A 26,846-nucleotide genomic window follows, 5' to 3' on the forward strand; every position below is an offset into this window, starting at 1 on the left:
CAAGGTGATCCCGATGACCAAGGCTGACACCGATCCGCTGCTCGACCTCGTGCTCGCGCAGCTCGACGACGACCAGGCGCAGGACGTCGTTTCCATTCCTCTCGAAGGCAAGAGCTCGATCGCCGATCACATGATCATCGCGTCGGGCCGCTCGACCCGGCAGGTCGCCTCGATCGCGCAGAAACTGGCCGAGAAGATCAAGCAGGCAGGTTTCGGCCCCGTCAAACTCGAAGGCCTTCCCGCCGCCGACTGGGTCTTGCTGGATGCCGGTGACGTCGTGGTTCACCTGTTCCGCCCGGAAGTGCGCAGCTTCTACAATCTGGAGCGGATGTGGGCCTTCGGAGACGCGCCGCCGGTGGCCGGTACGGCGTAGCAGTCTTCCGCTCGCGCATCCGCGCGAGCGTCCTCGGCGCTGTTCCTCCGCTACGCTGCGGGCGCCTGCGGGCGGACAGTCGCCCTTGCCGACCCTCCACCGGGCCGGATCGACCATGCTGAAAGGGGGCCGCATTCTCCTGCACATCATCGCGCGCGGGAAGATAGCTCGGTCGCCCGAGGCGGAGCTGGTTGCGCGGTATGAGAAGCGGCTGACATGGCCGCTCAAGCTTACCGAACTGCCCGAAACCGGCGGGCGCATTCCCGAGCCGCAAGCGCCGTTCAGAACCGTCCTGCTCGACGAACGCGGCAAGGACCTGACTTCAGAGGAATTCGCCGCAATTCTCGGCCGCTGGCGTGACGACGGCATGCGCGAATGTCGCTTTTTCCTCGGTGCGGCTGACGGGCACTCGGAGGAGGAGCGGCGGGAAGCCGATTTGCTGCTCGCCTACGGCAGCGCTACCTGGCCGCATCTTCTTGCGCGCGCCATGCTGGCCGAGCAGCTTTATCGCGCGACCACCATCCTTGCGGGTCACCCCTATCATCGAAGCGGCTGATGGTGCAGGACTGACGCCATGATCCGTCCGGCCCTCACCCTGATCGCAGTTCTGGCGCTCGGTGCAGCCGTATTCTCGCTGGAGCCGCTCGGCGCGCAATCGACGACCGAGTTCCGCACCGCGGGCGAGGCGCGCGACGCGCTCGATGCCGCACGCCAGCAGCAGCGCAATGCCCGCGCGCGCGGAGAACGGCTGGAACAGCAGGCGGCCCGGTCGAACGAAGCGGCGGAAAAGAAAGCTGCCGAGGCCGCCGCATTGGCGGCACGCGTTCAGCAGGCCGAGGCTGCGATCACCGCAGCAGAAGCTCGCCACGCCATCGCCACCCGGCAGCGACGCGCGCTAGACTCCCGCTTGGCGCAGCGCCGCGAACCGCTGATCCGGCTCACGGGCGCATTGCAGAGCATGTCGCGGAGGCCGTTGACGCTCTCGGCCCTGCAACCGGGCTCGCTGCGTGACTTGGTACATACTCGCGCAGTGCTTGACAGTACGATCCCGCAAGTGCGCAGAAGGACTGCAGCGCTGCGCTCGGAACTGGAGCGCGCCCGCGCACTCGAAGCCGAAGCGCGTGCGGCGCTGGTCGACCGGCGGGAAAGCGAGGCGGAACTTGCCGCACGCCGCACCGAACTGGTCGCGGCCGCCCAGCGTGAGCGTCTGGTAGCACAACAGGCGTCCGGTGGCGCCGATCGGGAGGCTCAGCGCGCTCTGGTCCTCGCCGAACAGGCCCGCGATTTGGATACTCTCGTCGGACAGCTCGAAGAAGCCGGATCGCTGCGCAGCGAACTGGCGGCCTTGCCCGGTCCGATCATCCGTCCCGCGAATCCTTCGCAGGCCAGCTTGTCCGCAACACCTTCACCGAGAGCAAGCGCCACCGCGCCGCCCGCACGTTATATACTGCCCGTCGCCGGGCGTGTTGCACGCGGGTTCGGAGAAAGCGGCGAGGGTGGTCCGCGCGAATCAGGCATCGTTCTCGTGACCCGGCCAAAGGCACAAGTCGTAGCTCCCGGGGCAGGCCGGGTCGTATTCGCCGGTCCCTATCGCGGGTACGGGCGGATCGCGATCGTCGAGCATGCCAATGGCTGGACCAGCCTGGTGACCGGACTGGGATCTCTGGACGTGGATGTCGGTCAGGATGTGACGGCGGGGACGGCGCTCGGCCTCGCCGCATCTGGGTCGCAGGGCGTTTCGCTGGAGCTGCGCCGCGACGGCGAACCGGTGAACCCGCTCGACTATCTGCAATAGGCTTCCGTCGATTTCGGCTTCACAATTCTGCAATCGCCCGCTCATGTGGTATTAAGCGGGCCTGCCATAAGCCGCCGCTGAATATTGGAGAAACTCCGCCGATGACAATCGCCGCCCTGCTACGTTCTGCCGCCCTCGTGACCGCCGTCGCGTTGATCCCCGCGACCACGGCGAGCATGGCGCAGGTCGAAGGCCGGGCGGGTCCGGAGTTCGCCAAGGTGATGGCGGTCTACCAGCGCATCAAGGCGAGCTATGTCGACGAGGTCGACGACGACAAGTTGATGCGCGGCATGATCGACGGCATGCTGACTTCGCTCGATCCGCATTCGGGCTATCTGGACGGCAGCGATCTCCAGCGGCTCGAGACGATGATCGACGGCAATTACTCGGGTCTCGGCCTGTCGGTCGTGATGGAAGATGGCGCGGTCAAGATCATCTCGCCCTTCCGTGGCAGCCCCGCAGACAAGGCCGGCCTGAAGGCAGGCGATTTCATCACGCATCTCGATGGCAAGCTGATCGTCGGTGGTAGCCTCGATGAAGCGGTGGCCCAGATGCGGGGCCGCGAAGGCACCTCTATCGGGCTGACCGTCTTCCGTCCCGGTCGTGACGAGCCGTTCGATGTGACCGTGACGCGCGGCGTGATCGAGCTCGAGCCCGTCACCTGGGAGCTCGAAAGCGGCAATATCGGCCACATCATGATCAACGAATTCTCGCGCGATGTCGGCAGCGATGTCTTTGCGGCGTGGGAAGATTTGCAGAGTAAGGCCTCGGGCCGCCTCAACGGGCTGGTTCTCGACCTGCGCTCCAACCCGGGCGGAAGTCTCGACGAGGCGGTGGCGCTCTCCGACCTCTTCCTCACCGAAGGGCGGATCGTGTCTCAGCGCGGCCGCGCGAGGGGCGAAAACATCTATTACGACGCCGAAACCGTGTTCCGCGGCGATATCGCGCAGGATGTACCGATCATCGTGCTGATCGACGAAGGTTCGGCTTCGGCATCCGAAATCGTCGCCGGCGCACTCAAGGACCATCGCCGCGCGATCGTCATGGGCCAGCGCAGCTTCGGTAAGGGCAGTGTGCAATCGCTGCTGCCGCTCGGCCGCGATGCCGCGCTCAAATTGACGACGGCGCGCTACTACACGCCTTCGGGTCACTCGGTGCAGGAAGGCGGGATCAAGCCGGACATCGCCGTGCCGCAGTTGTCGGACCCGGACCTCGCGAAGAAATCGCGCTTCACCGTGCGCGAATCGGATCTGCGCGGCCATCTGGTCAACGAGGCGGGTCTCGCCGACGAGGCGATGGAGCGCGACCAGCGCGACGATCCGCGGTTTCAGCTGACCGCCGAGGAGCTCGAAGAGCAGGGGATCGAGGATTTTCAGCTGCACTATGCGCTGGAGACGCTGCGCCGCACCTCGCCGAACACGGTTGCCCGCCGCGCCAACTAGGCTAAACGACTGGGCATGAGCCTGTCTCCATCCTCGCGGCTGGCCCGCGTGCTGGCCATTGCGGTCCCGGCGCTCCTGCTGGGCGGAGCTTACGTCTCCCAATACGGCTTTGGCCTGTACCCGTGCGAAATGTGCTGGTGGCAGCGCTGGCCGCATTTCGCGGCGGTCGGGTTCGCTCTTCTGGCGTTCGCCGCTCCGCCGCAGCGGTTCTGGACGGGCCTAGCGGCGATCGCCATCCTCGTCTCGGGCGGGATCGGGCTATTCCATGCCGGAGTCGAATATAGTTGGTGGGAAGGGATCACCTCTTGCGCGGCCACGGTCACGAGCGGGGGCGGAAGCGCGCTCGACAATATCATGAATGCTCCGCTGACGCGCTGCGACGAACCGGCGTGGACGCTGTTCGGCATCAGCCTGGCGGGCTACAACTTTCTCATCTCTACTGCAGCCGGCATTTCCATTCTCGCCCTGCTGGCAAAGGATCGCCGCGTATGACTCCAGCCTCGAAAAAGGTCCCCGACCACATCGCCCGCATGATTCGCGTTGACCAGGCCGGAGAATTCGGCGCGACGCGTATCTACGCCGGCCAGCTCGCCGTGATGGGCGACCGTGGCCCCGACTCCGCCGAGATCGCCGGCATGGCCGAGCAGGAAGCCGGGCATCGTGAGAGGTTCGATGAATTGATGGCGCGACGCGGCGTGCGGCCTACGCTCTTGCAGCCGTTCTGGGATCGCGCCGGTTTCGCACTGGGTGCGGTGACCGCGCTGATCGGGCCCGAAGCCGCGATGGCCTGCACCGCCGCAGTCGAAACCGAGATCGACGATCATTATTCCCGCCAGCTCGACCGGCTGATGGAAGCGGGCGAAGATCCGGAGCTCGCCGCCATGATCGAGGAATTCCGCGAAGACGAACGCGAGCACCGCGACGCCGCGCTGGCCGCAGGGGCCGAACGCGCACCGGCCTATCCGCTGCTCTCCGCAGTCATCCGCGCAGGCTGCCGGGCCGCGATCGGCATTTCGCAGCGCATCTGAGGGAACATCGCAGGCGTTTCGCGCGCTTCATAGACAGTTCACCGGCAGGCGTGCCCTATGCGCGCCACATACGTTCCGAGAGGCCATGATGACCAGACTGCTTACCCCGATCGCTTCCGCAGCCGCGCTTGCCGCCGCCATCGTGGCCGCGCCCGTTGCGGCGCAGACCACGGTCGAGACCGGCGACGACAGCTACAACATGGTCATCGTCTATGGCGACGACCAATGCCCCGAAAGCACGGGCGATGTCATCGTCGTGTGCGCCCGCAAGGATGAAAACGAGCGTTATCGGATCCCCGAGCGTCTCCGTTTCTCGGATGATCCGGCGAATCAGGCGTGGGCCGAGCGGGTCGAACAGCTCGAATATGTCGGCGCATCGGGCATCATGTCCTGCTCGCCGACCGGCGCGGGTGGCTTCACCGGTTGCACGCAGGAGCTTATCCGCGAGGCTTACGCGGATCGGGAGAATTCGTCGGAGGTCCGCTTCGGCCAGCTCGTCGCCGAAGCGCGGGCCGAACGGCTCGAGGGCATCGATGCCGAAGCCGCTGCCGAGCAGGAGCGAGTCGAGATGATCGAGCGCCAATACATGGAACGGCTCGAACGCGAACGCGACGGTGCCGCACCGGGCGAGGCTACCGAAACGCCCGATTCCGTGATCGACACGGACGGCGACCGCGAAGTCGAAGACCTGGCGCGCCCGCCCGAAGGCTGAGCGCGCATTTTTGGGGGTTCAGCCCTTGTCGAGGGCGATATCCGGCGCGTCTTCCTGTTTCATGCCGACGACGTGATAGCCGGCATCGACATGGTGCGTCTCGCCGGTCACGCCCGATGACAGGTCGGACAGGAAATAGAGGCCCGATCCGCCGACATCCTCGATCGTGATATTGCGACGGAGCGGCGAGTTCAGCTCGTTCCACTTCAGGATATAACGGAAATCGCCGATCCCGCTCGCCGCCAGCGTCTTGACGGGCCCAGCACTGATCGCATTCACGCGAATGTTCTGCGGCCCGAGGTCGTTGGCGAGATATTGCACGCTGGTCTCGAGCGCCGCCTTGGCGACACCCATGACATTGTAATGCGGAATGACCTTTTCCGCGCCGTAATAGGTCAGCGTCACGATTGATCCGCCGTTCGGCATCATCTCCGCGGCCCGCTTGGTCACCGCCACCAGCGAATAGGCGGAAATATTCATCGTCATCAGGAAATTGTCGAGACTGGTGTCGACGTATTTCCCGCGCAGCTCGCTCTTGTCGGAGAAGCCGATCGCGTGGACGACGAAATCGATCGTGTACCAACGCGATTTCAGTGTGTCGAAGGCCCGGTCGAGCGCTTCCATGTCGGATACGTCGCATTCGAACATGAAATCGCTGCCGAGCTGTTCGGCAAGCGGGCCGACGCGCTTTTTCAGCGCCTCGCCCTGATAGGAAAACGCAAGCTCCGCGCCGTGCTCGGCGAGCTTCTTGGCGATGCCCCAGGCCAGTGACTTGTCGTTGGCGAGGCCCATGATCAGCCCGCGCTTGCCCTGCATCAATCCGCTCATGCCGTGCCCTCTTCTTCCGCTTCCTTCGCCAGCTCCGCCCGTCTCCGGTCGTCCGCTTGGCCTATGGTATTCATTTCCTCTTCCGGCGTCTCCGCGAGCGCCGCGTTCAGTTCAGCGCCGATAACCACGCCGAGGCCGACAAGCCAGAAAAAGAACAGCGCAATCATGATCCCGGCCAGGCTGCCGTAGGTAAGATTATACGTGAAGAAGCTGCGCAGCACCAAGGGCAGCAGGGTCGTCACTAGGATCCACCAGACGGTCGTGAACAGCACGCCGGGCCATTTCGGATAGCGACGCGCGCGGTATCGTGACGGGGTCAGCGTATAGAAGATGAGATAGAGCGAACCGAACAGGCCGAGCGCCGGAATGATGCGCGAAAGGCGCAGGTCGCTGACCCGGTCGACGAGATCGGGGAAATAGGCCTCGATCACTTGCTGCGCCGCCCCGATCGCAATCTGCGCGATAAGGGAAAGCATCAACAGCAGCACCGCGCCCAGAATTACGCCCGATGAGAACAGCCTGTACTTCCAGAAAGCATGGGTCAGCTTGGTGCCGTAGGCGCGGCGCAGGATGTCGCGGATCGTCTCGATCAGGCTGCCGACCGTCCAGAGCGCTACGGCGGCACCGGCCCAGAGCAGCCAGCCGCTGCGCGAATTAATGACGTCGCGCGCGACCGGCTCGATGACGTTGCCGACACTGGGCGGCAGAGTCACGAGGATGGCGTTGATTGATGCGGCGCGGTCGCTTTCCTCTCCTATGAGCGAGAACAGCGCTGCCCCGAGAATGAAAAACGGGAAGATCGAGAACATCGCCAGATAGGCGAGATTGCCCGCGTGAATAAAGCCGTCGTTGAAGGTGCCGACGGCCGTACGCTTGGCGACTTCCCAGGCCCTAGTCCCGGGTCCGACCCTTTCGACCACGCGCCCACGCAAGGTCGCCGCGTGCTGGCGGCGCGCCTCGGGGGACAGCGACTGGACTTCGCGCTCTTCCTCGCTTGGAAGATCGTTTGCACTCAAACGGCTATACCCCGAGCTTGCTGCGTGGGTCGCTGTCGTCCTTCCAGCCTTCGAGCCGCTTGGCAAGCTCCGCGAGATCGCCGGGCAGCTGGATCTCCAGCGTCACGAGCTGATCGCCGCGGGTGCCGTTCTTTCTGGTGAAGCCCTTGCCCTTCAGGCGCAGCACCGTGCCGCCGTCCGTGCCGGGTTTGATCGTCATCATTACCGGGCCATCGACCGTGGGCACACGCACCTTGCCGCCATTCACAGCCTCGTCGAGCGTAATCGGCAGGTCGAAGCGCACGTCGTCACCATCGCGTTTGTAGAGCTTGTGCCGGTCGATCTCGATCGTGACCAGGCCGTCGCCCGCGCCGCCCGGCCCTTGCTCGCCCTTGCCCTTCAGGCGCATCTGGGTGCCGTTCTCGACCCCCTTGGGCAGCTTGAGATCGATGGTCTTGCCGTCGGCGAGCGTAATGCGCTGGTCTTTGAGCGTCGCCGCTTCGACGAAGGGGACGCGCAGACGATAGCCAATATCAGAGCCCTTGGGTGGCGGCGCACGGCGGCCACCGCCGAACGGGCCGCCGCCCATGCCAGACGATCGCGCCCTGCCGCCGCCAAAAAGGCCTTCGAATATGTCGCCGAGATCGGCTTCCTGTCCGAACCCCTGGAAATCTTCGGCGCGATAGCCACGCTGCCCGCCACCGGCCCCGCCGAAGCCGCCGCCCCCGCCCATACCGGCGAATGGATTGGCCGGATTGCCATCGGCATCGATCTCGCCGCGGTCGAACTGGGCGCGCTTGTCCTTGTCGGACAACAGGTCGTAAGCCTGCGTGACCTGGCTGAACCGCTCAGAAGCCTGCGGATTGTCCTTGTTGCGGTCGGGGTGAAGCTCCTTCGCCAGCTTACGATAGGCGCTCTTGATGTCCTTCTCCGACGCGCCGCGAGCGACGCCGAGAGTGGAATAGGGATCGCGGGAATTGGTAGCCATCAGGCGTGTTAGCTAGGTGCAACAGCCGATCCGTGCAAGCGCGAGTGGTTTCCCACGCGGACGGATGCGGTTAGGGGGTGGCCGATGCGCAGCGATTGTCTCCATAATGCGAACCTGTTTTGCCCCAAACGGGCGCGCCTGCGTTTTGCTCCTGAACCGATCCCCATTGCCTAGGACCCGCCCGATGCAGACCGACGAAAGCGCAATTCCCAAGGCGGACCCGTTCTCGCTGTTCGAGGTGTGGTTCGGCGAGGCCAAGGCGAGCGAGCCGAACGATCCCAACGCCATGGCGCTGGCGACGGCCACTGCCGATGGGATGCCGTCGGTCCGGATGGTGCTGCTGAAAGCGCGCGGCGTCGATCAGGGCGAGGGCGGGGGGTTCGTCTTCTACACCAATGCCGAAAGCCGCAAGGGCGAGCAGATCCGCGCCAATATGCGCGCCGCGCTGCTGTTCCACTGGAAGAGCCTGCGCCGCCAGATCCGCATCGAAGGCCCCCTGGAGGAAGTCGATCCTGCCCAGGCCGACGATTATTTCCACTCTCGGCCCCGCGCCTCGCAGATCGGCTCGGCCGCCAGCGACCAGTCGCGCCCCTTGCCGGATCGGCAAGTCTATCTCGACCGGGTGGCCGCGCTGGAGGAACGCTATCCCGAGGGCGACATTCCGCGCCCGTCGCACTGGACCGGCTTTCGGCTGAGCCCGCGCCGGATCGAATTCTGGCAGGACCGCGAGTATCGCCTGCACGACCGGCGCCTGTTTACGCGCAGCAGCGCGACGGAAGCGTGGGACGACACGCTGCTCTATCCGTGACGTAATATCGATGACCGACGACCGCACCCGACTCGCTCGCAGCGCAGCATTCGCCTCGATCACGGTGGCGGTGATTCTCGTCGCGCTGAAGAGCTGGGCGAGCTGGCGGACCGGCTCGACCGCCATGCTCGGCAGCCTTGCCGATTCCGCGCTCGACCTCATCGCGAGTATCGCCACGCTCACCGGCGTCTGGATCGCCTCCATGCCGGCGGACGAAGATCACCGGTTCGGCCATGGCAAGGCGGAAGCGCTGGCGGCTGTTTTCCAGGTCATGCTGATCGCGCTGTCCGCCTTCGGGATCGCGACGCGGGCAATCATGCAATTGTCCGGCGCGGTCGAAACGGCGGCAGCGGAAGAGGGCATCGCCGTCTCGCTGATCGCGATCGCGCTGACCTTCGCTCTGCTGGCGTGGCAGCGCTATGTGATGAGCCGGACGCGCAGTCTGGCGATCCAGACCGATCACCTGCACTACAAGTCCGATCTGTTGCTCAATCTCGCAGTGATCGCCGCGCTCGCGATGGACCAGTTTGCAGGGCTCGGCATTGCCGATCCGCTGTTCGGCCTCGCCATCGCTGCGTGGCTCGCGTGGGGCGCATGGCGCGGGGCAAGCGATGCGGTCGATGACCTGATGGATCGCGAATGGCCGGAGGACAAGCGGCTCGCCTTCGTCGAAGCGGCGGCCCGGCACCCCGAGCTTACGAACCTGCACGATCTGCGCACGCGCACCAGCGGCCATCGCGACTTCGCGCAATTCCATGTCGACCTGCCGCCGATCATGACGGTGGAGGAAGCGCATGACATTATCGAGCGGGTGGAGGCCGACCTGTGCCAGCGCTTCCCCGGGCTCGAATTGCTGATCCATATCGATCCCGAGGGTCATGTCGACGAGCCGGACAATCCGCTGGTCGAGGACAACGAATTCGCCAAGCTGGAGAAAGATGGATGACCACCGCACTGCCCTATTGGCATGTCGACGCCTTCGCCGACCGCCCCTTTGCCGGCAACCAAGCCGCGGTGATGCCGCTCGATGCGTGGCCCGAGGACGACGTTCTCCAGGCCATCGCCGAAGAGAACAATTTCGCCGAGACCGCTTTCGTGGTGCCCGATGCCAGTGACGAGGCCGATTTCGAATTGCGCTGGTTCACGCCGACCGAGGAAGTGCGACTATGCGGTCATGCGACATTGGCGAGCGGCCATGTGCTGCTGAGTCGCGACGGGGGCGAGCGGGTGACCTTCCGCACGCGGCGCGCGGGCAATCTGGAGGTCAGGCAAGCGGTCTCGGCCTACGAACTGGGCCTTCCAATAATCCCCACCGAACCCGGATCGTGGGACGAGGCGGCGGTGTTGCTGGGCGCGGAGCCGCGCGAGACTTGGCTCAATCCCGAAGGATACGGGATCTATCTGTTCGACAGCGAGGAAACGGTGCGCGGGCTCGACCCCGACATGCGCGGGTTGCGGGCATTGGGGAACGACCAGTTCATCTGCACGGCACAGGGCGGTGAGACCGACGTCGTCAGCCGCGTGTTCGTGCCAGGCGGCGGTGTCGACGAGGACAGCTTCACCGGCTCGGCCCACGCGGCGCTCACACACTTCTGGACCAACCGGCTCGGGTGCGAAAGCTTCACCGCGCTCCAGGCATCGCAGCGCGGGGGACACGCTACATGCCGCCGCGAAGGCGACCGGGCCGTCCTGTCCGGCCCCTGCGTCACAGTAGTAGAAGGGCGTTTCCTGCTGCCCTAACCTGCCGGGTAAAGCTCGATGATGTCCGCGAGCTGCTGGAGCATGGCCTTGCGCTGCGGCGCGTCCGAATGGCCGAGGCGCACCACGGTCAGCTTCTGGCTTGGCGAGACGAAGATATACTGCCCCATGTGACCGATCGCGGAAAACGCGCTGTGCGGCGCGCGGTCGGGGAACAATGGATGCTCCTCGCCATCGGGTAACGGGCGATTGAGCCAGGTTTGCAGACCGTAGTGCGGGCTGACGGGGCTGGGTTCGAGCATCTCTTCGACCCACTGGCGCGGCACCAGCTGCTCGCCCTTCACCGATCCCTTGTTGCGCAGCATCTCGCCGAACTTTGCCCAGTCGCGGGCATTGGCGTGAATCAGGCTGCCCGCGATCAGCGTGCCCGCGCGATCGAATTCCGGCACGGCGCTGGTCATTCCCAGCGGCCCGAACAGGCGGGCTTGCAGATAGTCGGCGACCGCCTTGCGGCGCGCGTCGGGATTGGTGCTCTCGGTCAGCGCACGCGCCGCGATATCGGCCAGGATCACCGTGGTGTTCGAGGAATATTCGAAGCGCGAACCCGGCTCCGCTTCGAGCGGCTGGGCGGTGGCGTAATCGGCCATGTCGTCGCGTCCGTCGAGGAACAGCATGCGCACCTCGCTGCTCTCGTAGGGCGGATCGCCCGCCTCGGTATGTTCGAGGCCGGAGCGCATCTGGAGCAATTGGCGCAAGGTGATCTCGGCACGCGGATCGCCGGTGCGCTGCCAGCGCGGCACGGGGGCGGGGGCATCGAGCCGCAGCTGCCCGTCCGCTACCAGCATGCCGATCATTACCGCAGTCACCGTCTTCGCCATCGACCAGCTGATGAAGCGCGTCTGCGGGCCGTAGCCTTCGCCATAGCGTTCGACGGCGATCTCGCCGCCGTGCATGACGACCAGCGCCCGCGTGTCGCCCAGCCCGTCGAGCGTGAACAGCTGGTCCGATTCGCGCGCCAACGCCTTGGTCGGCGCGCCCGGATCGTCCTTCACCGCCGCCAGCGCTTCCTCGCTCAGCGGCGGCTCTTCGGCAGGACCGGAGCCGCCGCACGCGGCAAGGCTTGTGGCGGCGAGGACAAGCGCGATAAGGGGGGCGGTCCGCTGGGGCATGACGCGTCACTCGCACGAAGGAATCCGACTTGGCAACGGCCAAAAAACGCTCTGGAAAACTGCGCCTGTGGTTGTGGCTCACGATCATCATCGCCGGACTGGGCGCGATCGCTTGGGCGGTCTGGGGCGACGGCCTGCGCCGGACCGGCGCGACCGGCACGGCCTATGCCGCGCATGTCGCCTGTTCCTGCCGCTTCGTCGCGGGGCGCAGTCTGGACGATTGCGCCAAAGACAAGCTTGCCGGGATGGAGCTGGTCAGCCTGAGCGAAAATCCGCAGGCGAAAAGCGTGACTGCCTCGATCCCACTGGTAGCTTCGGAGACCGCCACCTGGCGCGAGGGTTACGCTTGCGTGCTGGACGAGTGGGAAGGCTAGGCGCCGGTCTCGCGCAAGAGCGCTGCGTAGGCATCCTGCAGGCCATCCCTCAGGTCGATGCGCGGCTGCCAGCCCATCGCGGCCAGGCGGGAATTGTCCATCAGCTTGCGCGGCGTGCCGTCCGGTTTCGACGTGTCGTACTTGATAGCGCCTTCGAACCCGACCACATCCGCAATCATCCGCGCGAGATCGGCAATGGCGATGTCGTGGCCCGAGCCCACATTGATCGGCGCATCGTCCGAGTAACGCCGCAACAGCATCACGCAGGCATCGGCGAGATCGTCGACATGCAGGAACTCGCGGCGCGGCGTGCCGCTGCCCCAAATGACGAAGCTGTCATCGGCGGCCAGCTTCGCCTCATGCGCCTTGCGGATCAGGGCAGGGACGACATGGCTCGATGCAGGATCCCAATTGTCGCCCGGCCCGTAGAGGTTGGTCGGCATGGCGGAGATGAAATCCCGCCCATATTGCGCGCGGTAGGCTGCAGCGAGCTTCAGTCCGGCGATCTTGGCAATCGCATAGGCCTCATTGGTCGGCTCCAGCGGGCCTGTCAGCAGGGCATCTTCGCGGATCGGTTGCTCGGCGTGCTTCGGATAGATGCAGGAGGAGCCGAGAAACAGCAGCTTCGCCGCATCGTGCAGGTGCGCAGCGTGGATCACATTCGTTGCGATGGCGAGATTGTCGTAGAGGAATTCCGCCGGACGCTCGGCATTGGCCATGATGCCGCCGACTCGCGCGGCGGCCAGGATCACCGCATCGGGCCGATTGGCGGCAAACCATTCGTGCACGGCGCCTTGGTCGCGTAAATCGACACTCCGCGGTGCGGTGAGGATGGTGCAGGGCTCGCGTTCCAGCCGGCGGAGGAGCGCCTGCCCGACCATGCCTCCATGGCCCGCGACCCAGACGCGTTTACCGTCGAGCGCAAAGCTTGGCACGCTCAGCAGCCCCGTATCCCGGCGATGTCCGCCTGCACCATCTCGCGGACCAGTTCGCGCAGCGGCGTTTTCGCTTCCCAGCCCAATTCCGCCTTCGCCTTGCTCGCATCGCCGAGCAGGCGGTCGACCTCGGTCGGGCGGAAATAGCGCGGATCGATTTCGATCAGGCAGCGCCCGCTGTCGGCGCAAAAGGCTTTCTCCTCGGCGCCTTCGCCGCGGAACTCCAGCGACACACCGATTTCCTCGAAGGCCCAGCGGGCGAAGTCGCGTACGCTGGTGGCGGCGCCGGTCGCCAGCACGTAGTCCGATGGCCGCTCCTTTTGGAGGATGCGCCACATGCCCTCGGCATATTCGCGCGCATGCCCCCAGTCGCGCCGGGCGTCGAGATTGCCGAGGTACAGCCGGTCCTGCAGCCCGAGGGAGATCGCGGCGACCGCGCGGGTGATCTTGCGCGTAACGAAGGTCTCGCCGCGCACCGTGCTTTCATGGTTGAACATGATCCCGCAGCTTGCGTGCAGTCCGTAGGCCTCGCGGTAGTTCACCGTGATCCAGTGCGCATAGGCTTTCGCCGCGGCATATGGGCTCCGCGGGTAGAACGGCGTGGTTTCGGTCTGCGGCGTTTCCTGCACCAGCCCGTACATCTCGCTGGTGGAGGCCTGGAAGAAGCGGGTGCTGTTTTCCAGGCCGAGGATGCGGATCGCCTCAAGCAGGCGCAGAGTGCCAAGGCCATCCGCATTGGCGGTATACTCGGGCGTCTCGAAGCTGACCTGCACATGGCTTTGCGCAGCGAGATTGTAGATCTCGTGCGGCTGGACCTCCTGCACCACACGGATGATGTTGGTGGCATCGGTGACATCGCCGAAATGCAGGTGCATCTGCGGATTTTCGCGATGCGGGTCTTCGTAAATGTCCTCGATCCGGCCGGTATTGAAGGAAGAGGACCGGCGCTTGACCCCGTGAACCTCGTACCCTTTTTCCAGCAGCAGGCGGGCGAGAAACGAACCGTCCTGTCCGGTAACACCCGTAATCAATGCGCGCTTCGCACTCATGCCGACCTCGATTTATATCTATGCAAGCGCATTGAATATCCGCCGGTATCACGCAAGAGCGTGCGACCCGAAACGCACGGGTTTACGCCTCGACCGGCACCGTCGCCTCGATCCAGCCGCCGCCGACCACGCGGTCGTCTGCGTAAATGACAGCAGCCTGCCCCGGCGCGACCCCGTATTCAGGCTGCGTGAACCGCAGATTTGCGCTGCGACCCTTACTGAGGGGCCCGTCGAGCTCGACCGGCACCGGCTTGGCGAGGCTGCGCACCTTGGCGGTCAGCGGCTTGTCGGGCAGAGGGCCGATGCGGTTGGTTTCGCCGATGCGCACCTCTGTCACTGCCAGCAGCCGCTTGGGGCCGACGCGGACCTCGGCGCTCTCGGCATCGATCCTGATCACATAGAGCGGTTCGGGCTGGCCACCGATCTGCAGCCCGCGTCGCTGGCCGACTGTGTAATGGATCACGCCGCGATGCTCGCCCAGTTCCTCGCCGGTCGTTGCATGGACGATTTTGCCCGGTCGCACGCCTTCCGGACGCATTTTCTTGACGATCTTCGCATAATCGCCGTCGGGCACGAAGCAGATGTCCTGGCTGTCGGGCTTTGCAGCGTTTCGCAGCCCCGCTTCCTCGGCAAGCTGGCGGACTTCGGCCTTGGGCAGGCCGCCGAGGGGGAAGCGGAGGTAGGCGAGCTGGTCTTCTGTGGTCGCATAAAGGAAATACGACTGGTCGCGTGCAGGATCGTGGGCCCGGTGCAGTTCCGGTCCGGCCGGGCCCATCACGCGGCGGACATAATGGCCGGTGGCAAGGCAATCGGCGCCCAATTCGCGCGCCATGGCGAACAGGTCGGTGAACTTCGGGCCCATGTTGCAGCGAATGCAGGGCACCGGCGTCTGCCCGGCGAGATAGGAATCGGCAAAGCCCTCTACCACGTGTTCGCGAAACGCGCTTTCGTGGTCATGCACGTAGTGAGCGATACCGAGCCGGTCTGCCACGGCGCGGGCATCGGCAATGTCGTCGCCCGCGCAGCACGCGCCCTTGCGCCCCGTCGCCGCGCCGTAATCGTAGAGCTGCAGCGTAACGCCGATCACTTCCGCACCGCTGCGCGCGGCCAACGCAGCGACAACCGAGCTGTCGACCCCGCCCGACATGGCGACGACGATGCGGCAATCGGATGCGGCACGCGGCAAGTCGAAAAGACCGGCTGCCTGAACCGGGGAAAGAGCAATGTTTTCGGGCATGGCGCGCCCCATACACGGCTGGGGGGCTTGCCACCAGAGGGCAGCGCGCAAGCGCGCATGCGACGCTTTACGGTTCGTTCACCATGTGCCGTTATCCTCGTACAAATGATCGAGGGGCAATTTCAAAGAGCCGATCTGGCCGACAAGCGCGAAGCCGCGGATCTCCGCCGGTTTCGCTGGACCGATCTGGTCGCGCGCTTGGCGGCGACTCGCGAACTCCGGGAGGAGATCGCGCAGGTCGAAGGGGGCTTCGGGGCCTTCGCGGACGTCCGCCGCGAAGGCAGCGAAAAGAATGAAGGCGCTGTTAACCACGATATTTCAACGGATGGCAAACCAGACCCGCTAGGCCTTGGCGACACCGCAGGTGATGAAACCCACGGCGACAGAGAGACGGAATGATTGAAAACCAGGATATCCGGCCGGCGCAGGTCATCGGCCCTCTCGGAGAGCCGCTGACGCTCGACGATTTGCCGTCGCCCCAGACCAAGCGTTGGGTCGTGCGCCGCAAGGCCGAGGTCGTCGCTGCCGTCAATGGCGGACTTCTGTCGATCGACGAGGTTCTGGATCGTTATAGCTTGAGCCTGGAGGAGTTCGCTTCCTGGCAGCGCGCCGTCGATCGCTCCGGCATGCAGGGCCTACGCGTTACCCGCATTCAGCACTATCGCGACCTCTACGAACGCCAGTTGAAATACTGAGCCTTCCGGGGCGGGCGACGGGCCCGGGAACAAAACGCATCACCATCCGCTCCTCTAGGTAGTCCTGCACCACGCAGGAGACCGTTTTCCTGTCGAAGCCCGAAAGTGAATATCGGGCGGGCAGGATAAAACAGGAGGAATACAATGGGTTGGATTATTGCAATTATCGTCGGCGGTGTAGCGGGCTGGCTGGCTAGCCTTGTCATGAACCGCGATGCCTCCATGGGCATCTTCTGGAATATCGTCGTCGGCATCATCGGTGCGCTGATCGGCAATTTCCTTGCAGGCGCCGTTTTCGGCATCGAAGGCACTATCCAGACCTTCAACCTGACCGGCTTCATCATCGCCATCATCGGCGCGATCGTGCTTCTCGGAATTGCGAACCTCGTCCAGCGTGGACGCGTTCGCTAAACTTAGCGCGATTACATCAGAACAATCCGAAAGCCGGGGATCGAAAGATCTCCGGCTTTCGTCGTCGAGGCACCCGTTTTCGTTGCCCTTCGTCCGCTCATGGTCCACATCGGTCGATAGTTCTTTGCCTGCGCCGAGCGCGTGGTCTAGCGGCTATCGAGCTAGTATCTTGCACTAAGTGACCTAGCAGGATAATACACTGCGATCCGAAAAGACGCATACCGGGGCGATATGGCCATGAATTACGAATCTGGTTTCGAGGCGGAGCGGGTAGAGCCGATGACAGGCAGCGCGTCGCTCGAATCCGACGAAACGGCCGAAGCGACGCGTCGCCGCCGCTGGTACATCGGCGCTGCGATCCTTGCCCTGCTGCTTGCGATCGTGGCCTATTTCGTTGTCTCCGGGGGGAGCGCGGAAGAGAGCGCCGGTGGTGAGGCCCAATTGCCGAGCGTCACGGTGATCGCGCCGGGCCAGAGCACCGTCGATGGCGAGATTTCCGCGACCGGCACGCTTGCCGCGCGGCGTGATCTGCCGGTGGGCGTCGTCGGTGAAGGCGGCCGCGTGACGGCAATCAGCGTCGATGCCGGCGACTGGGTCCGCCAGGGCCAGGTGCTCGTCTCGATCGATCGCTCGGTCCAGTCGCAGCAGGTGCAGAGCGCCGCCGCCCAGGTTCAGGTCGCGCAGTCGGACGCCAATATCGCGCAAGCCAATCTCGACCGCTCGCTGCAGCTCGTCGAGCGCGGTTTCGTTTCCGAGGCAGACGTCGATCGCCTCACGGCAACGCGCGATGCGGCCGTCGCGCGGGTGCGCGTGGCGCAGGCACAGGTCCGCGAATTGCAGGCCCGGAACGCCCGCCTCAACGTGGTCGCGCCAGCCTCCGGCCTCGTGCTCGAACGCAATGTGGAAATCGGTCAGACGGTCAGCGCCGGCTCCCCTCCGCTGTTCCGCATCGCCCGCGGTGGTGAGATGGAGGTGCTCGCACGCCTCAGCGAAACCGATCTCGCGCAGATCAACGTGGGCACCACAGCCACCGTCACGCCGGTCGGGTCGGACAATAGCTATACCGGGAGCGTCTGGCAGGTCGCGCCGCTGATCAGCTCGCAGGATCGCCAGGGTACGGCGCGGATCGCGCTGCCCTATGCCGAGGGCTTGCGCCCCGGCGGCTTCGCGACGGTCGTGATCAAGAGCGGCACGGTCAGCGCGCCGATCCTCCCCGAGAGCGCGATCCAGTCTGACGACGAGGGCAGCTATGTCTTCATCGTGGATGCCGAAAACACGGTGCAGCGGCGCAATATCGAGCTCGGCCAGGTGACATCCGAAGGCATCGTCATCGCAGGCGGCCTTGCAGGCAACGAGCGGGTGGTGCTGCGGGCCGCCGGTTTCCTCAATCCGGGCGAGACGGTCCGCCCAATCGCCGACGGCGCGTGAGCGGGACTGGCATATGAATTTCCGTAACATCTCCGCCTGGTCGATCCGCAACCCGGTGATTCCGCTGGTCGCGTTTACCGCGCTGCTGCTGGCCGGCCTGATCAGCTTCATGCGCATGGATGTCGTGAACAATCCCGACATCGAATTCCCGGCAGTCAGCGTGAATATCTCGCAGCCAGGCGCCGCGCCGACCGAGATCGAGAACCAGATCACCCAGCGGGTCGAGGCCGCCGTGCGCTCGATCAACGGCGTGAACTCGATCAATTCGACTGCCAGCGAAGGCAATTCGAATACCTTCATCGAATTCGAGATCGGCGTCGACCCCAACGATGCCACGGCGGAAGTGAAGAACGCGATCGACACGATCCGCGGCTCGCTGCCCGACGGCATCCTTGAACCGCGCGTGAGCAAGCAGGAAATCTCCGGCGGCTTCCTGGCGATCTATGCTGTCGAAGCCGACGACATGACCATCGAGGGGCTGAGCTGGTTCATCGACGACACGATTGCCAAGCAATTGTTGTCGATCGAGGGCATGGCCGAGGTCAATCGCTTCGGCGGGGTCGACCGCGAGATCGAAGTTATTCTCGATCTGCCGCGCATGCAGGCGCTCGGCGTTACTGCCAGCCAGATCAACGGCGTGCTGCGCCAGAACAATATCGATGCGGCCGGCGGCATGGCCGAAGTCGGCGGCACGCGCCAGTCGGTACGCGTGCTGGGCAACAACGACTCGGCTTACGAGCTGGGCGAACGCCGCATCCAGCTCGGCGGCGGGCGGACGGTCAAACTCTCCGACGTGGCCACCGTCCGCGACGGCTATTCCGAGCGGACCTCGATCAGCAAGGTGGGCGACAAGGAGGTCGTGAACTTCGCCATGAGCCGCGCGAAGGGAGCATCGGACGTCACCGTCTACGAAAACGCGCTCGAGAAAATCGAAGAGATCGAGGCCAGCAATCCTGGCGTCAAGTTCATCCCGCTGTTCAACACGGTCAAATACACGAAGGACCAGTACGAAAGCGCCATGGCCGCGATGATCGAGGGTGCGATCCTCGCCGTGGTGGTGGTGTTCTTCTTCCTGCGGGATTGGCGCGCGACGGCGATTTCCGCCGTGGCGATCCCGCTTTCGGCTATTCCGACCTTCTGGTTCATGGACCTGCTCGGCTTCAACCTGAACCAGCTGTCGCTGCTGGCGCTGGCCCTCGTGGCTGGGGTGCTCGTCGACGATGCGATCGTGGAGATCGAGAACATCGTGCGCCACATGCGCATGGGCAAGAGCGCCTACCAGGCATCTATCGATGCGGCCGACGAGATCGGCCTGCCGGTCGTCGCGACAAGTTTCTGTATCGTCGCGGTGTTCTTCCCGGTCGGTGCCATGCCCGGCATCTCGGGGCAGTTTTTCAAGAACTTCGGCTTCACCGTCGTGGTCGCCGTGCTGATGTCGCTCGCCGTGGCGCGCATGATCACGCCGATGCTGGCGGCCTACTTCCTCAAGTCCCACGGTCAGGCCGCGCATGGCGAGGGCCCGATGATGGATCGCTACATGGGCGTCCTGCGCTGGTCGCTCGACCGGGGCAAGATGCACCGGCTGCGCGAGGGGCTGGAGGGCCCGCGCCATCGCTGGCTCTATGTGCTGGCGCTGCTATTCACTGTTATCGGAGCGCTCGCCGTTTCGGCATTCGGCACGTTCACCGTGTCCGGCCTGCTGCAAGGCCTCGGCATTCCCGCGATGATCACCGGGGGCGATCCCGATCCCGGCTTCCTGCCCGAAACGATCGTGAAAATCGTCGGCATCATCCAGCTGGCCATCGCACTGCTGGCAGGCTTCCTGCTGACGCTTGTGTTCTTCAAGGTCCTCGGCCTGATTACCGGGCTGTTCGGCAGCCACATGAAGCAGGCCTGGCAGTATCTCTACGCGCGCTTCCTCGACCACCGGGTATGGATGCTCGGCGTCGGCTATTTCTCCCTGCTGCTGACCGTACTGCTGTTCGGCATCGTGCCCACCCAGTTCCAGCCGGTGATCGACGACGAGAACAGCCGCATCGAGATCGAGATGGTGCCGGGCACGACGCTCGAGACCACCGAACGGGTCGTCGATCAGGTCGCCGACCTCCTCTACAAGCAGCAGGAGGTGGAACTGGCACTGGAGCGCGTCCGCGAAGGCCAGGCGACGATCTACATCACGCTGCGCCCCGACCGCGAACGGACCTCGATCGAGTTCGAGCGCAGTCTCGCGCCGGAGCTCTCGCAGATCGCCGATGCGCGGGTTCGCTTCGCGTCGCAATCGGGCGGTTTCGGCTCGGGCCGCGACATGACGGTAATGCTGGCCGGTTCGGATCCCGAGCTGCTCAACGATACGGCTGCCCAGCTGGTTGAGCAGATGAAGACCATCGACTCGCTCGTCGCCCCGCGGGTGAGTGCCGACATCAACCGGCCGGAGCTGATCATCTCTCCGCGCGAGGATCTTGCGGCGGAACTCGGCGTATCGACCATCGCGCTAAGCCAGACGATCCGCATCGCGACCATGGGCGAGATCGAGCAGAACGCGGCGAAATTCTCGCTCTCGGACCGCCAGATCCCGATCCGGGTCAAGCTACCCGAGCAATCGCGCGAGAACTTGGACACGATCCGCAATCTGCCGGTGCAAACGGCAAGCGGTGGGTCGGTGCCCTTGTCGCGAGTGGCCGAGATCAGCTTCGGCTCCGGCCCGACGACCATCCAGCGCTACAACCAGAACCGCCGCGTGCTGGTCGGGGCCGATCTGGCCCAAGGCGTCGTGAAGGGCGAAGCTCAGGCCGAAATCGACCAGTTGCCCATCTTGCAGGACCTGCCCCAGGGCGTGATCCGCGACGTGGTCGGCGAAGAAGAATGGCAGGCCGAGCTGATGACCAGCCTGACGATCGCTATCGCGTCGGGGGTGCTGCTGGTGTTTGCCGTGCTCGTGCTGCTGTACAAACGTCTCATGAGCCCGCTGGTGAACATGGCCAGCCTCGCGCTCGCCCCGCTCGGGGGCATCCTGCTGGTGTGGCTGTTCGGCCAGCCACAATCGATGCCGGTCTATATCGGCATCCTGTTGCTCCTCGGCATCGTCTCCAAGAACTCGATCCTGCTGATCGACTTCGCGATCGAGGAGATGGACAAGGGCACGCGCAAGCTGGAAGCAATCGTCGATGCGGGCCACAAGCGTGCGCAGCCGATCGTCATGACGACCGTCGCAATGACGGCCGGGATGGTGCCGATCGCCTTGTCCGGCGTGCTTGGCTCGGGCGACGGAGCCTGGCGCGCGCCGATGGGTACCGTGGTGATCGGGGGCCTGATCCTCTCGACCCTGCTCACGCTGCTGATCGTACCGGCAGGCTTCAGCCTCGCCGATGGCTTCGAGAAGCGCGCGGGTCCGTGGCTGCGCCAGCGCATGCTCACCTATCGCCCGGGTGACGACAAGCGCGGGCTGGCAGGCGCGGGGACCGCCGAACCGGGGGCCGAGCCCGCCGAGTGAACGATCCCCGCCACGCCGGCTCAGTCACCGCGCCTCCAGCGCTACCGCCGGATCGTGCGCGGGTCATGCGACGTACCGCCACCGGCCTGATAGTCCTGATGGCCGGCCTCTTCCTGCTGTCGGGCCGCAATCTCGAGCTGCATCCGGCGTGGGGCTATCTCCACGCCTTTGCGGAGGCCGCCATGGTCGGCGGACTAGCCGACTGGTTCGCGGTGACCGCGCTGTTCCGCCGCCCGCTCGGCCTGCCGATCCCGCACACGGCGATCATCCCGGAGAACAAGGATCGCATCGCCGACACGATGGCGGGCTTCCTGCGCGAAAACTTCCTAACCCCCGCTGTCGTCGGGCGGCGGATGGGGTCGATGAATCTGGCGAAAGCGATCGGCAGCTATCTCGCCGATCCCAAAGCGACGCGCGATTCGCGCATCCGGCTGGGCGCAGGGGAACTGGCGGTCGAAGTGCTGGAATCGCTCGACCCCGAACGGCTCGGTACGCAGGTGCGCAGCGGCATCAAGTCGCAGCTCGACAAGCTGGAAATCGCGCCGCTGATCGGCGGGATGCTCACGGCCATGATGGCGGACGGCAAGCATAAGCCGCTGATCGACAAGATCATCCGCTGGGCGGGGCTGGTGCTCGAAGACAATGAGCAGCTGGTACGCGAAATGGTCCATCGCCGGGCCAACGGCATCCTCCGCTTCACCGGACTTGACGAGCGGCTCGCAAATTCGGTGATCGACGGCTTGTACAAGCTGCTCGCCGAAGTGCTGGTCGATCCGAACCACCCCTTGCGCGACAAGATCGAGGAAGGCCTTGCCGAATTCGCGACCGGCCTGCGCGAGGATCCCGAATTGCAGGCCCGTATCGAGCGGATGAAGCGGGAGATGCTCGGCAATCCGGCCATCGCCGAATGGTGGCAGGGCACGTGGGAGCGCATCCGCGCCAATCTGATCGTCTCGATCCGCGAATCGGGCGGCCTCGGCTCGGGCTATGTCAGCGAGACGCTGGCCGAGCTGGGCGGGGCGCTACGCGACGATCTGCGCCTGCAACGCCAGATCAACCGCTTCGCCCGCCGCACGGCGGTCGGGATCGCCACCCGCTATGGCGACCAGATCGTGCGGCTAGTCTCCGAAACCGTGCGCCGCTGGGATGCGCATACTATCACCGACCGGGTGGAAAGCGCCGTCGGCCGCGACCTGCAATTCATCCGCATCAACGGCACGATGGTCGGCGGGTTGGTGGGCCTGACGATCCATTTCCTCAGCGAAACTCTCGGCTAGGGTCCTGCCCGCGGGCTTATCGGATACGGTAGAATATCCGGTGGGCCAGATAGCTCCGCACCGGCTGGCCCGCCGCATCGCGCGCCGGTTCGATCTGCGCAGTCCGCTGCATGACGGAGCAAGGATGCTTTCGCATGTCGAAATCCTCGGCCACGGTCTGGTTGAGCAACTCGCAGGCTTCCACTCTTCCGCTCTCGTCGACAGTCAGCCGCAGCGCGAAATAGGCTTGCGCTCCCTTGCGCAGTGCTTCTGCAGGATATTCCGACTGGATCGTGCGCACGACCCGCTTCATGTTCACGATCTCGGGCGGCGAGACGACCGAGCGCTGTTGCTCGGGATCGAAACCCCAATGTGTGACAAGGTCCTCCATGCACACGTTCATCGCCGCAAGCGGTTTGTCCATCGGACCTAGGTCGAGAACGATATCGTCGCGACCTCTTTGCGTCAGCGTGAAGGTGGAAACATCTTTCGCATTCTCGTGATCGAGGTGCGCCAGTCCGCGGGGATCGCGGGTCCAGTCGCGTTCCTCTTCGGTCCATTCGCCATCGGCGTTCTTGCCGGGGTGGAATGCGATCGACGTGGTCGCGCTCACAAGCTTCTGTTCGCCGAGGTCCATATCGGCGACAGGGAAATCCCCCGTATCCCCGCCGGGTCCGAAGGCGAAGCGAGCGTCCCGCGACACTCTCAAGTCGTCGACAGCCGGGCCTGCAAGCCCCCAGATCGCCGACATGGACGGATCCCATTGCTCGAGGAAGAAAATCGTCCGGCTGTCTTCCGGACCGAAGGTGCGGAGCAGGCGGCATTTGTTCTCGGCCATGTCGAGGTGCCAGTTGCTCGACGGCTGCAATGCTATCGGCGCATCCTGCGCAGTGGCAGTTGTTGCAAGACCAGTAAAAGACAGAGCCGCCAGAGCGACTGAAAAGGAAAAACGGCGACCCATGAAAAATCCCTCCGAAACACAATGCTTCGGAGGGATTTGTATTCAAAATCGCTTGGCGATCAAAGCTTTTCGGTCAGCTCCGGTACCGCCTTGTAGAGATCGGCGACGAGGCCGATGTCCGCGACCTGGAAGATCGGGGCGTCCTCGTCCTTGTTGATTGCGATGATGGTTTTGGAATCCTTCATGCCCGCAAGGTGCTGGATCGCGCCCGAGATACCGATGGCGATATAGACTTCCGGCGCGACGATCTTGCCCGTCTGGCCGACCTGGTAATCGTTGGGCACATAGCCCGCATCGACGGCTGCACGGCTTGCGCCGATGCCCGCGCCGAGCTTGTCGGCGAGCGGAGTGATGATCTCGTCGAAAGTCTCGGAGTCCTTGAGGGCGCGGCCACCCGAAACGATGATCTTCGCGCTTGTCAGCTCGGGACGATCGCTTTCGGCAATTTCCTCGCTCACGAAGCTGGAGATGCCGGCGTCAGCGGGCCCGGAGATTTCCTCGACCGTACCGGAACCGCCCTCGGGTTCCGCCTTGTCGAAGGCGGTGCCGCGTACGGTAAGGACCAGCTTGTCCTCGGTGCTTTCGACCGTCGCGATGGCATTGCCGGCGTAGATCGGGCGGGTGAAGGTCTTGTCGCCTTCGACCGAGAGGATGTCGGAAATCTGCATCACGTCGAGCAGCGCTGCGACGCGCGGGGCGACGTTTTTGCCGGTGGTGGTGGCCGGTGCGACGAAAGCGTCATGGTGACCCATCTGGTCGGCGATCAGCGGCGCAACGTTCTCGGGCAGCGCGTGCTCGTAAGCCGGATCGTCAGCGAGATGGACCTTGCCTACTCCGGCGATCTTGGCAGCGGCATCGGCCACGGCGCGGCAGCCCGAACCGGCGACCAGCAGGTGGACTTCACCCAGCTTCGATGCGGCGGTGACCGCAGTCAGCGTGGCGTCGGCCATGGTGGAATTGTCGTGTTCGACCCAAACGAGGGTTTTCATATTCGTATTCCTTCTCGTTGGAGTGGATCAGGCGACGCCCATCGCCTTAAGCTTGGCGACCAGCGCGTCGACGTCCTCGACCTTCTCGCCTGCCTGGCGAACCGGCGGTTCGGAGACATTGGTGGTCTTGAGGCGCGGCGCGGTGTCGACGCCGTAATCGGCCGGGCTCTTGGTATCGAGCGGCTTCTTCTTCGCCTTCATGATGTTCGGCAGCGAGGCATAGCGCGGCTCGTTGAGGCGCAGGTCAGTAGTGACGATGGCCGGCATGGTCAGCTTGACGGTCTGCAGGCCGCCGTCGACCTCCCGCTTCACCGTGACGCTGTCGCCATCGACCTCGATCGTGTTTGCAAACGTGCCCTGGGGGCGCTCCATCAGCGCAGCGAGCATCTGGCCAGTCTGGTTCGAGTCGTCGTCGATCGCCTGCTTGCCGAGCATGATCAAGCCCGGCTGCTCTTCCTCGGCGATGGCCTTGAGGATTTTGGCGACTGCCAGCGGTTCGACTTCGTTATCGGTCTCGACGAGAATTGCGCGGTCGGCGCCCATCGCCAGCGCGGTGCGCAGTGTTTCCTGCGCCTTCGCCGGGCCGATCGAAACGGCGACGATTTCCTCGGCGTTGCCCGCTTCCTTGATGCGGATGGCTTCCTCGACGGCAATTTCGTCGAACGGATTCATGCTCATCTTGACGTTGGCAAGATCGACGCCGGAGCCGTCGGCCTTGACCCGCGGCTTGACGTTGTAATCGATCACCCGCTTGACGGGGACGAGGATTTTCATTGCGTTCCTTCCTCTCGAATGAATTCGCGGCCCACCTACCTTGCGTTTACGTAAACGTCAAGTGGGCCGCCGGCGTTGCTTACTTTCAAAAAGCCGCGGAAAGCTGGGCGTTCCCGCGTCGCAAATGAAAAGGGCGGACTCGCTGCCGCGGGCCCGCCCTTCGATAACCAGTCCATCGATAGAAAGCCGGTTCAGGCCGCCTTCTTCACCTCGGCCACGATCTTGCGGGCGGCGTCGCCCAGATCGTCGGCGCTGACGATCGGCAGGCCGGAGTTCTCGAGGATCTCCTTGCCCGCTTCCACATTCGTGCCTTCGAGGCGGACGACCAGCGGAACCGAGAGGTTCACGTCCTTCGCCGCCTGGACGATGCCGTTGGCGATGACATCGCACTTCATGATGCCCCCGAAGATGTTGACGAGGATGCCCTCGACCGCCGGGTCCTTGAGGATGATCTTGAACGCCGCGGTGACCTTCTCGGTCGTCGCGCCGCCGCCCACGTCGAGGAAGTTCGCCGGAAAGGCGCCATTGAGCTTGATGATGTCCATGGTCGCCATGGCGAGACCGGCACCGTTGACCATACAGCCGATGTTGCCGTCGAGCTTGATGTAGGCGAGATCGTATTCGGAGGCTTCGACTTCGGCCGGGTCTTCCTCGGTCTCGTCGCGCATCTCCTCCACGTCCTTGTGGCGATAGAGCGCGTTGCCGTCGAAGCTCATCTTGGTGTCGAGGACGAGGAGGTTGCCGTCCTTGTCTTCGACCAGCGGGTTGATCTCGAGCATTTCCATGTCGAGGTCCATGAAGGCGGTGTAGAGCTGCTTGGCGAGCTTCTGGCACTGCTTGTTGGTGTCGCCCGTCAGCTTGAGGGCGAAAGCCACCGCGCGGCCATGATGTGGCATGAAACCCTGAGCCGGGTCGATGGTGATAGTGGTGATCTTCTCGGGCGTCTCGTGTGCGACGTCCTCGATGTCCATGCCGCCTTCGGTCGAGGCGATCATGGCGACCTGGCCGCTGGCACGGTCTACGAGCATGGAAAGGTAGTATTCCTTCTCGATGTCGACGCCGTCTGTGACGTAGAGGCGGTTGACCTGCTTGCCTTCGTCGCCGGTCTGGATCGTCACCAGCGTGTTGCCGAGCATTTCCTTGGCGTTCGCCTCGACTTCATCGACGCTCTTCGAGAGGCGCACGCCGCCCTTGGCATCGGGACCAAGCTCCTTGAACTTGCCCTTGCCGCGGCCGCCGGCGTGGATCTGCGCTTTCACGACATAGAGCGGCCCGGGAAGCTTCTTCGCGCCCTCGACCGCTTCTTCGACAGTCATCGCCGCATGGCCGGTGGGCACGGCGATGCCGTATTTCGCGAGCAGTTCCTTGGCCTGGTATTCGTGAATGTTCATGGGAGCGTCTGTCCTTCGCG

28 protein-coding genes are annotated in these 26,846 nt (G+C 64.5%); 17 read left to right on the top strand and 11 right to left on the bottom strand.

Going from position 1 to position 26,846, the window contains the following annotated elements:
• The first annotated feature begins 13 nt into the window (after nucleotides 1-13).
• From rsfS to ACSH0F_RS03715, 7 genes are all read left to right on the top strand, one after another.
• Entirely contained in the window at nucleotides 14-373 is a 360-nt protein-coding gene (gene rsfS / locus ACSH0F_RS03685; protein ID WP_278329570.1) for a ribosome silencing factor, read from the top strand.
• 133 nt (nucleotides 374-506) lie between these two features.
• Entirely contained in the window at nucleotides 507-929 is a 423-nt protein-coding gene (locus ACSH0F_RS03690) for a 23S rRNA (pseudouridine(1915)-N(3))-methyltransferase RlmH (RefSeq protein WP_435200557.1), read from the top strand.
• 18 nt (nucleotides 930-947) lie between these two features.
• Nucleotides 948-2,168: a murein hydrolase activator EnvC family protein gene (locus ACSH0F_RS03695; protein WP_435199998.1), complete on the top strand. Its 1,221-nt coding sequence runs from the start codon at nucleotides 948-950 to the stop codon at nucleotides 2,166-2,168.
• 101 nt (nucleotides 2,169-2,269) lie between these two features.
• Nucleotides 2,270-3,610, top strand: coding sequence for a S41 family peptidase (locus ACSH0F_RS03700; protein ID WP_435200000.1), 1,341 nt, complete (start codon nucleotides 2,270-2,272; stop codon nucleotides 3,608-3,610).
• Between the two features lie 15 nt (nucleotides 3,611-3,625).
• Complete coding sequence (locus tag ACSH0F_RS03705; protein ID WP_435200002.1) at nucleotides 3,626-4,102, top strand: disulfide bond formation protein B; 477 nt, start codon at nucleotides 3,626-3,628, stop codon at nucleotides 4,100-4,102.
• Nucleotides 4,099-4,638 (top strand): demethoxyubiquinone hydroxylase family protein, encoded by a 540-nt coding sequence (locus tag ACSH0F_RS03710; protein WP_435200004.1) that lies wholly within the window; start codon nucleotides 4,099-4,101, stop codon nucleotides 4,636-4,638. Before ACSH0F_RS03705 ends, ACSH0F_RS03710 begins: the two co-directional genes overlap by 4 nt.
• Nucleotides 4,639-4,726: 88 nt before the next feature.
• Entirely contained in the window at nucleotides 4,727-5,350 is a 624-nt protein-coding gene (locus tag ACSH0F_RS03715) for a hypothetical protein (protein WP_435200006.1), read from the top strand.
• A gap of 18 nt (nucleotides 5,351-5,368) precedes the next feature.
• Here ACSH0F_RS03715 and fabI read toward each other — a convergent pair whose 3' ends face one another.
• From fabI to ACSH0F_RS03730, 3 genes are read right to left on the bottom strand one after another with little or no spacing between them, the layout of a single operon-like run.
• The gene (gene fabI, locus ACSH0F_RS03720) at nucleotides 5,369-6,178 is read right to left on the bottom strand and encodes an enoyl-ACP reductase FabI (protein WP_435200008.1); all 810 of its coding nucleotides are present in this window, start codon (nucleotides 6,176-6,178) and stop codon (nucleotides 5,369-5,371) included.
• Nucleotides 6,175-7,194 carry a YihY/virulence factor BrkB family protein gene (locus tag ACSH0F_RS03725; protein ID WP_278329467.1) on the bottom strand — a complete coding sequence of 340 codons (1,020 nt, stop codon included), beginning with the start codon at nucleotides 7,192-7,194 and terminating at the stop codon, nucleotides 6,175-6,177. The genes fabI and ACSH0F_RS03725 overlap by 4 nt, the downstream gene beginning before the upstream one ends.
• 4 nt (nucleotides 7,195-7,198) lie before the next feature.
• A complete protein-coding gene (locus ACSH0F_RS03730) occupies nucleotides 7,199-8,161 on the bottom strand; it encodes a DnaJ C-terminal domain-containing protein (RefSeq protein WP_435200010.1) in 963 nt (320 codons plus the stop codon).
• A 184-nt stretch (nucleotides 8,162-8,345) separates the two neighbouring features.
• Here ACSH0F_RS03730 and pdxH point away from each other — a divergent pair, with 184 nt between their 5' ends.
• From pdxH to ACSH0F_RS03745, 3 genes are read left to right on the top strand one after another with little or no spacing between them, the layout of a single operon-like run.
• Nucleotides 8,346-8,969 carry a pyridoxamine 5'-phosphate oxidase gene (gene pdxH, locus ACSH0F_RS03735; protein WP_435200012.1) on the top strand — a complete coding sequence of 208 codons (624 nt, stop codon included), beginning with the start codon at nucleotides 8,346-8,348 and terminating at the stop codon, nucleotides 8,967-8,969.
• 10 nt (nucleotides 8,970-8,979) lie between these two features.
• Nucleotides 8,980-9,915: a cation diffusion facilitator family transporter gene (locus ACSH0F_RS03740; protein WP_435200014.1), complete on the top strand. Its 936-nt coding sequence runs from the start codon at nucleotides 8,980-8,982 to the stop codon at nucleotides 9,913-9,915.
• A complete protein-coding gene (locus tag ACSH0F_RS03745; RefSeq protein WP_435200016.1) occupies nucleotides 9,912-10,709 on the top strand; it encodes a PhzF family phenazine biosynthesis protein in 798 nt (265 codons plus the stop codon). Before ACSH0F_RS03740 ends, ACSH0F_RS03745 begins: the two co-directional genes overlap by 4 nt.
• Here the strand turns inward: ACSH0F_RS03745 and ACSH0F_RS03750 are convergent.
• Nucleotides 10,706-11,836, bottom strand: a complete 1,131-nt coding sequence (locus ACSH0F_RS03750; protein ID WP_435200018.1) for a serine hydrolase domain-containing protein — start codon at nucleotides 11,834-11,836, stop codon at nucleotides 10,706-10,708. The genes ACSH0F_RS03745 and ACSH0F_RS03750 overlap by 4 nt on opposite strands.
• Nucleotides 11,837-11,865: 29 nt before the next feature.
• Between ACSH0F_RS03750 and ACSH0F_RS03755 the strand changes: the two genes are divergently transcribed.
• Nucleotides 11,866-12,210 (top strand): hypothetical protein, encoded by a 345-nt coding sequence (locus ACSH0F_RS03755; protein ID WP_435200020.1) that lies wholly within the window; start codon nucleotides 11,866-11,868, stop codon nucleotides 12,208-12,210.
• On the opposite strand, the gene ACSH0F_RS03760 is transcribed toward ACSH0F_RS03755, so the two are convergent.
• The 3 genes from ACSH0F_RS03760 to mnmA form a co-directional block, all read right to left on the bottom strand.
• Nucleotides 12,207-13,151 carry a GDP-L-fucose synthase family protein gene (locus ACSH0F_RS03760; RefSeq protein WP_435200559.1) on the bottom strand — a complete coding sequence of 315 codons (945 nt, stop codon included), beginning with the start codon at nucleotides 13,149-13,151 and terminating at the stop codon, nucleotides 12,207-12,209. The two genes, ACSH0F_RS03755 and ACSH0F_RS03760, sit on opposite strands and share 4 nt — an antisense overlap.
• Nucleotides 13,148-14,194 carry a GDP-mannose 4,6-dehydratase gene (gmd, locus tag ACSH0F_RS03765; protein WP_435200022.1) on the bottom strand — a complete coding sequence of 349 codons (1,047 nt, stop codon included), beginning with the start codon at nucleotides 14,192-14,194 and terminating at the stop codon, nucleotides 13,148-13,150. The genes ACSH0F_RS03760 and gmd overlap by 4 nt, the downstream gene beginning before the upstream one ends.
• A gap of 82 nt (nucleotides 14,195-14,276) precedes the next feature.
• Nucleotides 14,277-15,431: a tRNA 2-thiouridine(34) synthase MnmA gene (mnmA, locus tag ACSH0F_RS03770; RefSeq protein WP_435200024.1), complete on the bottom strand. Its 1,155-nt coding sequence runs from the start codon at nucleotides 15,429-15,431 to the stop codon at nucleotides 14,277-14,279.
• A 105-nt stretch (nucleotides 15,432-15,536) separates the two neighbouring features.
• Between mnmA and ACSH0F_RS03775 the strand changes: the two genes are divergently transcribed.
• The 6 genes from ACSH0F_RS03775 to ACSH0F_RS03800 all read left to right on the top strand — a co-directional run bounded on the left by ACSH0F_RS03775 (nucleotide 15,537) and on the right by ACSH0F_RS03800 (nucleotide 22,732).
• Nucleotides 15,537-15,830 (top strand): hypothetical protein, encoded by a 294-nt coding sequence (locus tag ACSH0F_RS03775; RefSeq protein ID WP_435200026.1) that lies wholly within the window; start codon nucleotides 15,537-15,539, stop codon nucleotides 15,828-15,830.
• Nucleotides 15,827-16,126 carry a DUF1153 domain-containing protein gene (locus tag ACSH0F_RS03780; RefSeq protein ID WP_435200028.1) on the top strand — a complete coding sequence of 100 codons (300 nt, stop codon included), beginning with the start codon at nucleotides 15,827-15,829 and terminating at the stop codon, nucleotides 16,124-16,126. Before ACSH0F_RS03775 ends, ACSH0F_RS03780 begins: the two co-directional genes overlap by 4 nt.
• A gap of 144 nt (nucleotides 16,127-16,270) precedes the next feature.
• Nucleotides 16,271-16,537, top strand: coding sequence for a GlsB/YeaQ/YmgE family stress response membrane protein (locus ACSH0F_RS03785; RefSeq protein WP_278329478.1), 267 nt, complete (start codon nucleotides 16,271-16,273; stop codon nucleotides 16,535-16,537).
• A 237-nt stretch (nucleotides 16,538-16,774) separates the two neighbouring features.
• Complete coding sequence (locus ACSH0F_RS03790; RefSeq protein WP_435200031.1) at nucleotides 16,775-17,965, top strand: efflux RND transporter periplasmic adaptor subunit; 1,191 nt, start codon at nucleotides 16,775-16,777, stop codon at nucleotides 17,963-17,965.
• 13 nt (nucleotides 17,966-17,978) lie between these two features.
• A complete protein-coding gene (locus tag ACSH0F_RS03795) occupies nucleotides 17,979-21,455 on the top strand; it encodes an efflux RND transporter permease subunit (RefSeq protein ID WP_435200033.1) in 3,477 nt (1,158 codons plus the stop codon).
• A 65-nt stretch (nucleotides 21,456-21,520) separates the two neighbouring features.
• A complete protein-coding gene (locus tag ACSH0F_RS03800; protein ID WP_435200035.1) occupies nucleotides 21,521-22,732 on the top strand; it encodes a DUF445 domain-containing protein in 1,212 nt (403 codons plus the stop codon).
• A 16-nt stretch (nucleotides 22,733-22,748) separates the two neighbouring features.
• Here ACSH0F_RS03800 and ACSH0F_RS03805 read toward each other — a convergent pair whose 3' ends face one another.
• The 4 genes from ACSH0F_RS03805 to sucC form a co-directional block, all read right to left on the bottom strand.
• Entirely contained in the window at nucleotides 22,749-23,549 is an 801-nt protein-coding gene (locus ACSH0F_RS03805; protein WP_435200037.1) for an energy transducer TonB, read from the bottom strand.
• A gap of 182 nt (nucleotides 23,550-23,731) precedes the next feature.
• Nucleotides 23,732-24,661, bottom strand: a complete 930-nt coding sequence (locus ACSH0F_RS03810) for an electron transfer flavoprotein subunit alpha/FixB family protein (RefSeq protein WP_435200039.1) — start codon at nucleotides 24,659-24,661, stop codon at nucleotides 23,732-23,734.
• 27 nt (nucleotides 24,662-24,688) lie between these two features.
• Complete coding sequence (locus ACSH0F_RS03815; protein ID WP_435200041.1) at nucleotides 24,689-25,435, bottom strand: electron transfer flavoprotein subunit beta/FixA family protein; 747 nt, start codon at nucleotides 25,433-25,435, stop codon at nucleotides 24,689-24,691.
• A gap of 191 nt (nucleotides 25,436-25,626) precedes the next feature.
• Nucleotides 25,627-26,826 (bottom strand): ADP-forming succinate--CoA ligase subunit beta, encoded by a 1,200-nt coding sequence (gene sucC, locus ACSH0F_RS03820; RefSeq protein ID WP_435200043.1) that lies wholly within the window; start codon nucleotides 26,824-26,826, stop codon nucleotides 25,627-25,629.
• Nucleotides 26,827-26,846 lie beyond the last annotated feature (20 nt).

It is taken from the genome of Qipengyuania sp. 902, assembly GCF_051195295.1.
In the GTDB taxonomy this organism is placed as follows: Bacteria; Pseudomonadota; Alphaproteobacteria; order Sphingomonadales; family Sphingomonadaceae; genus Qipengyuania.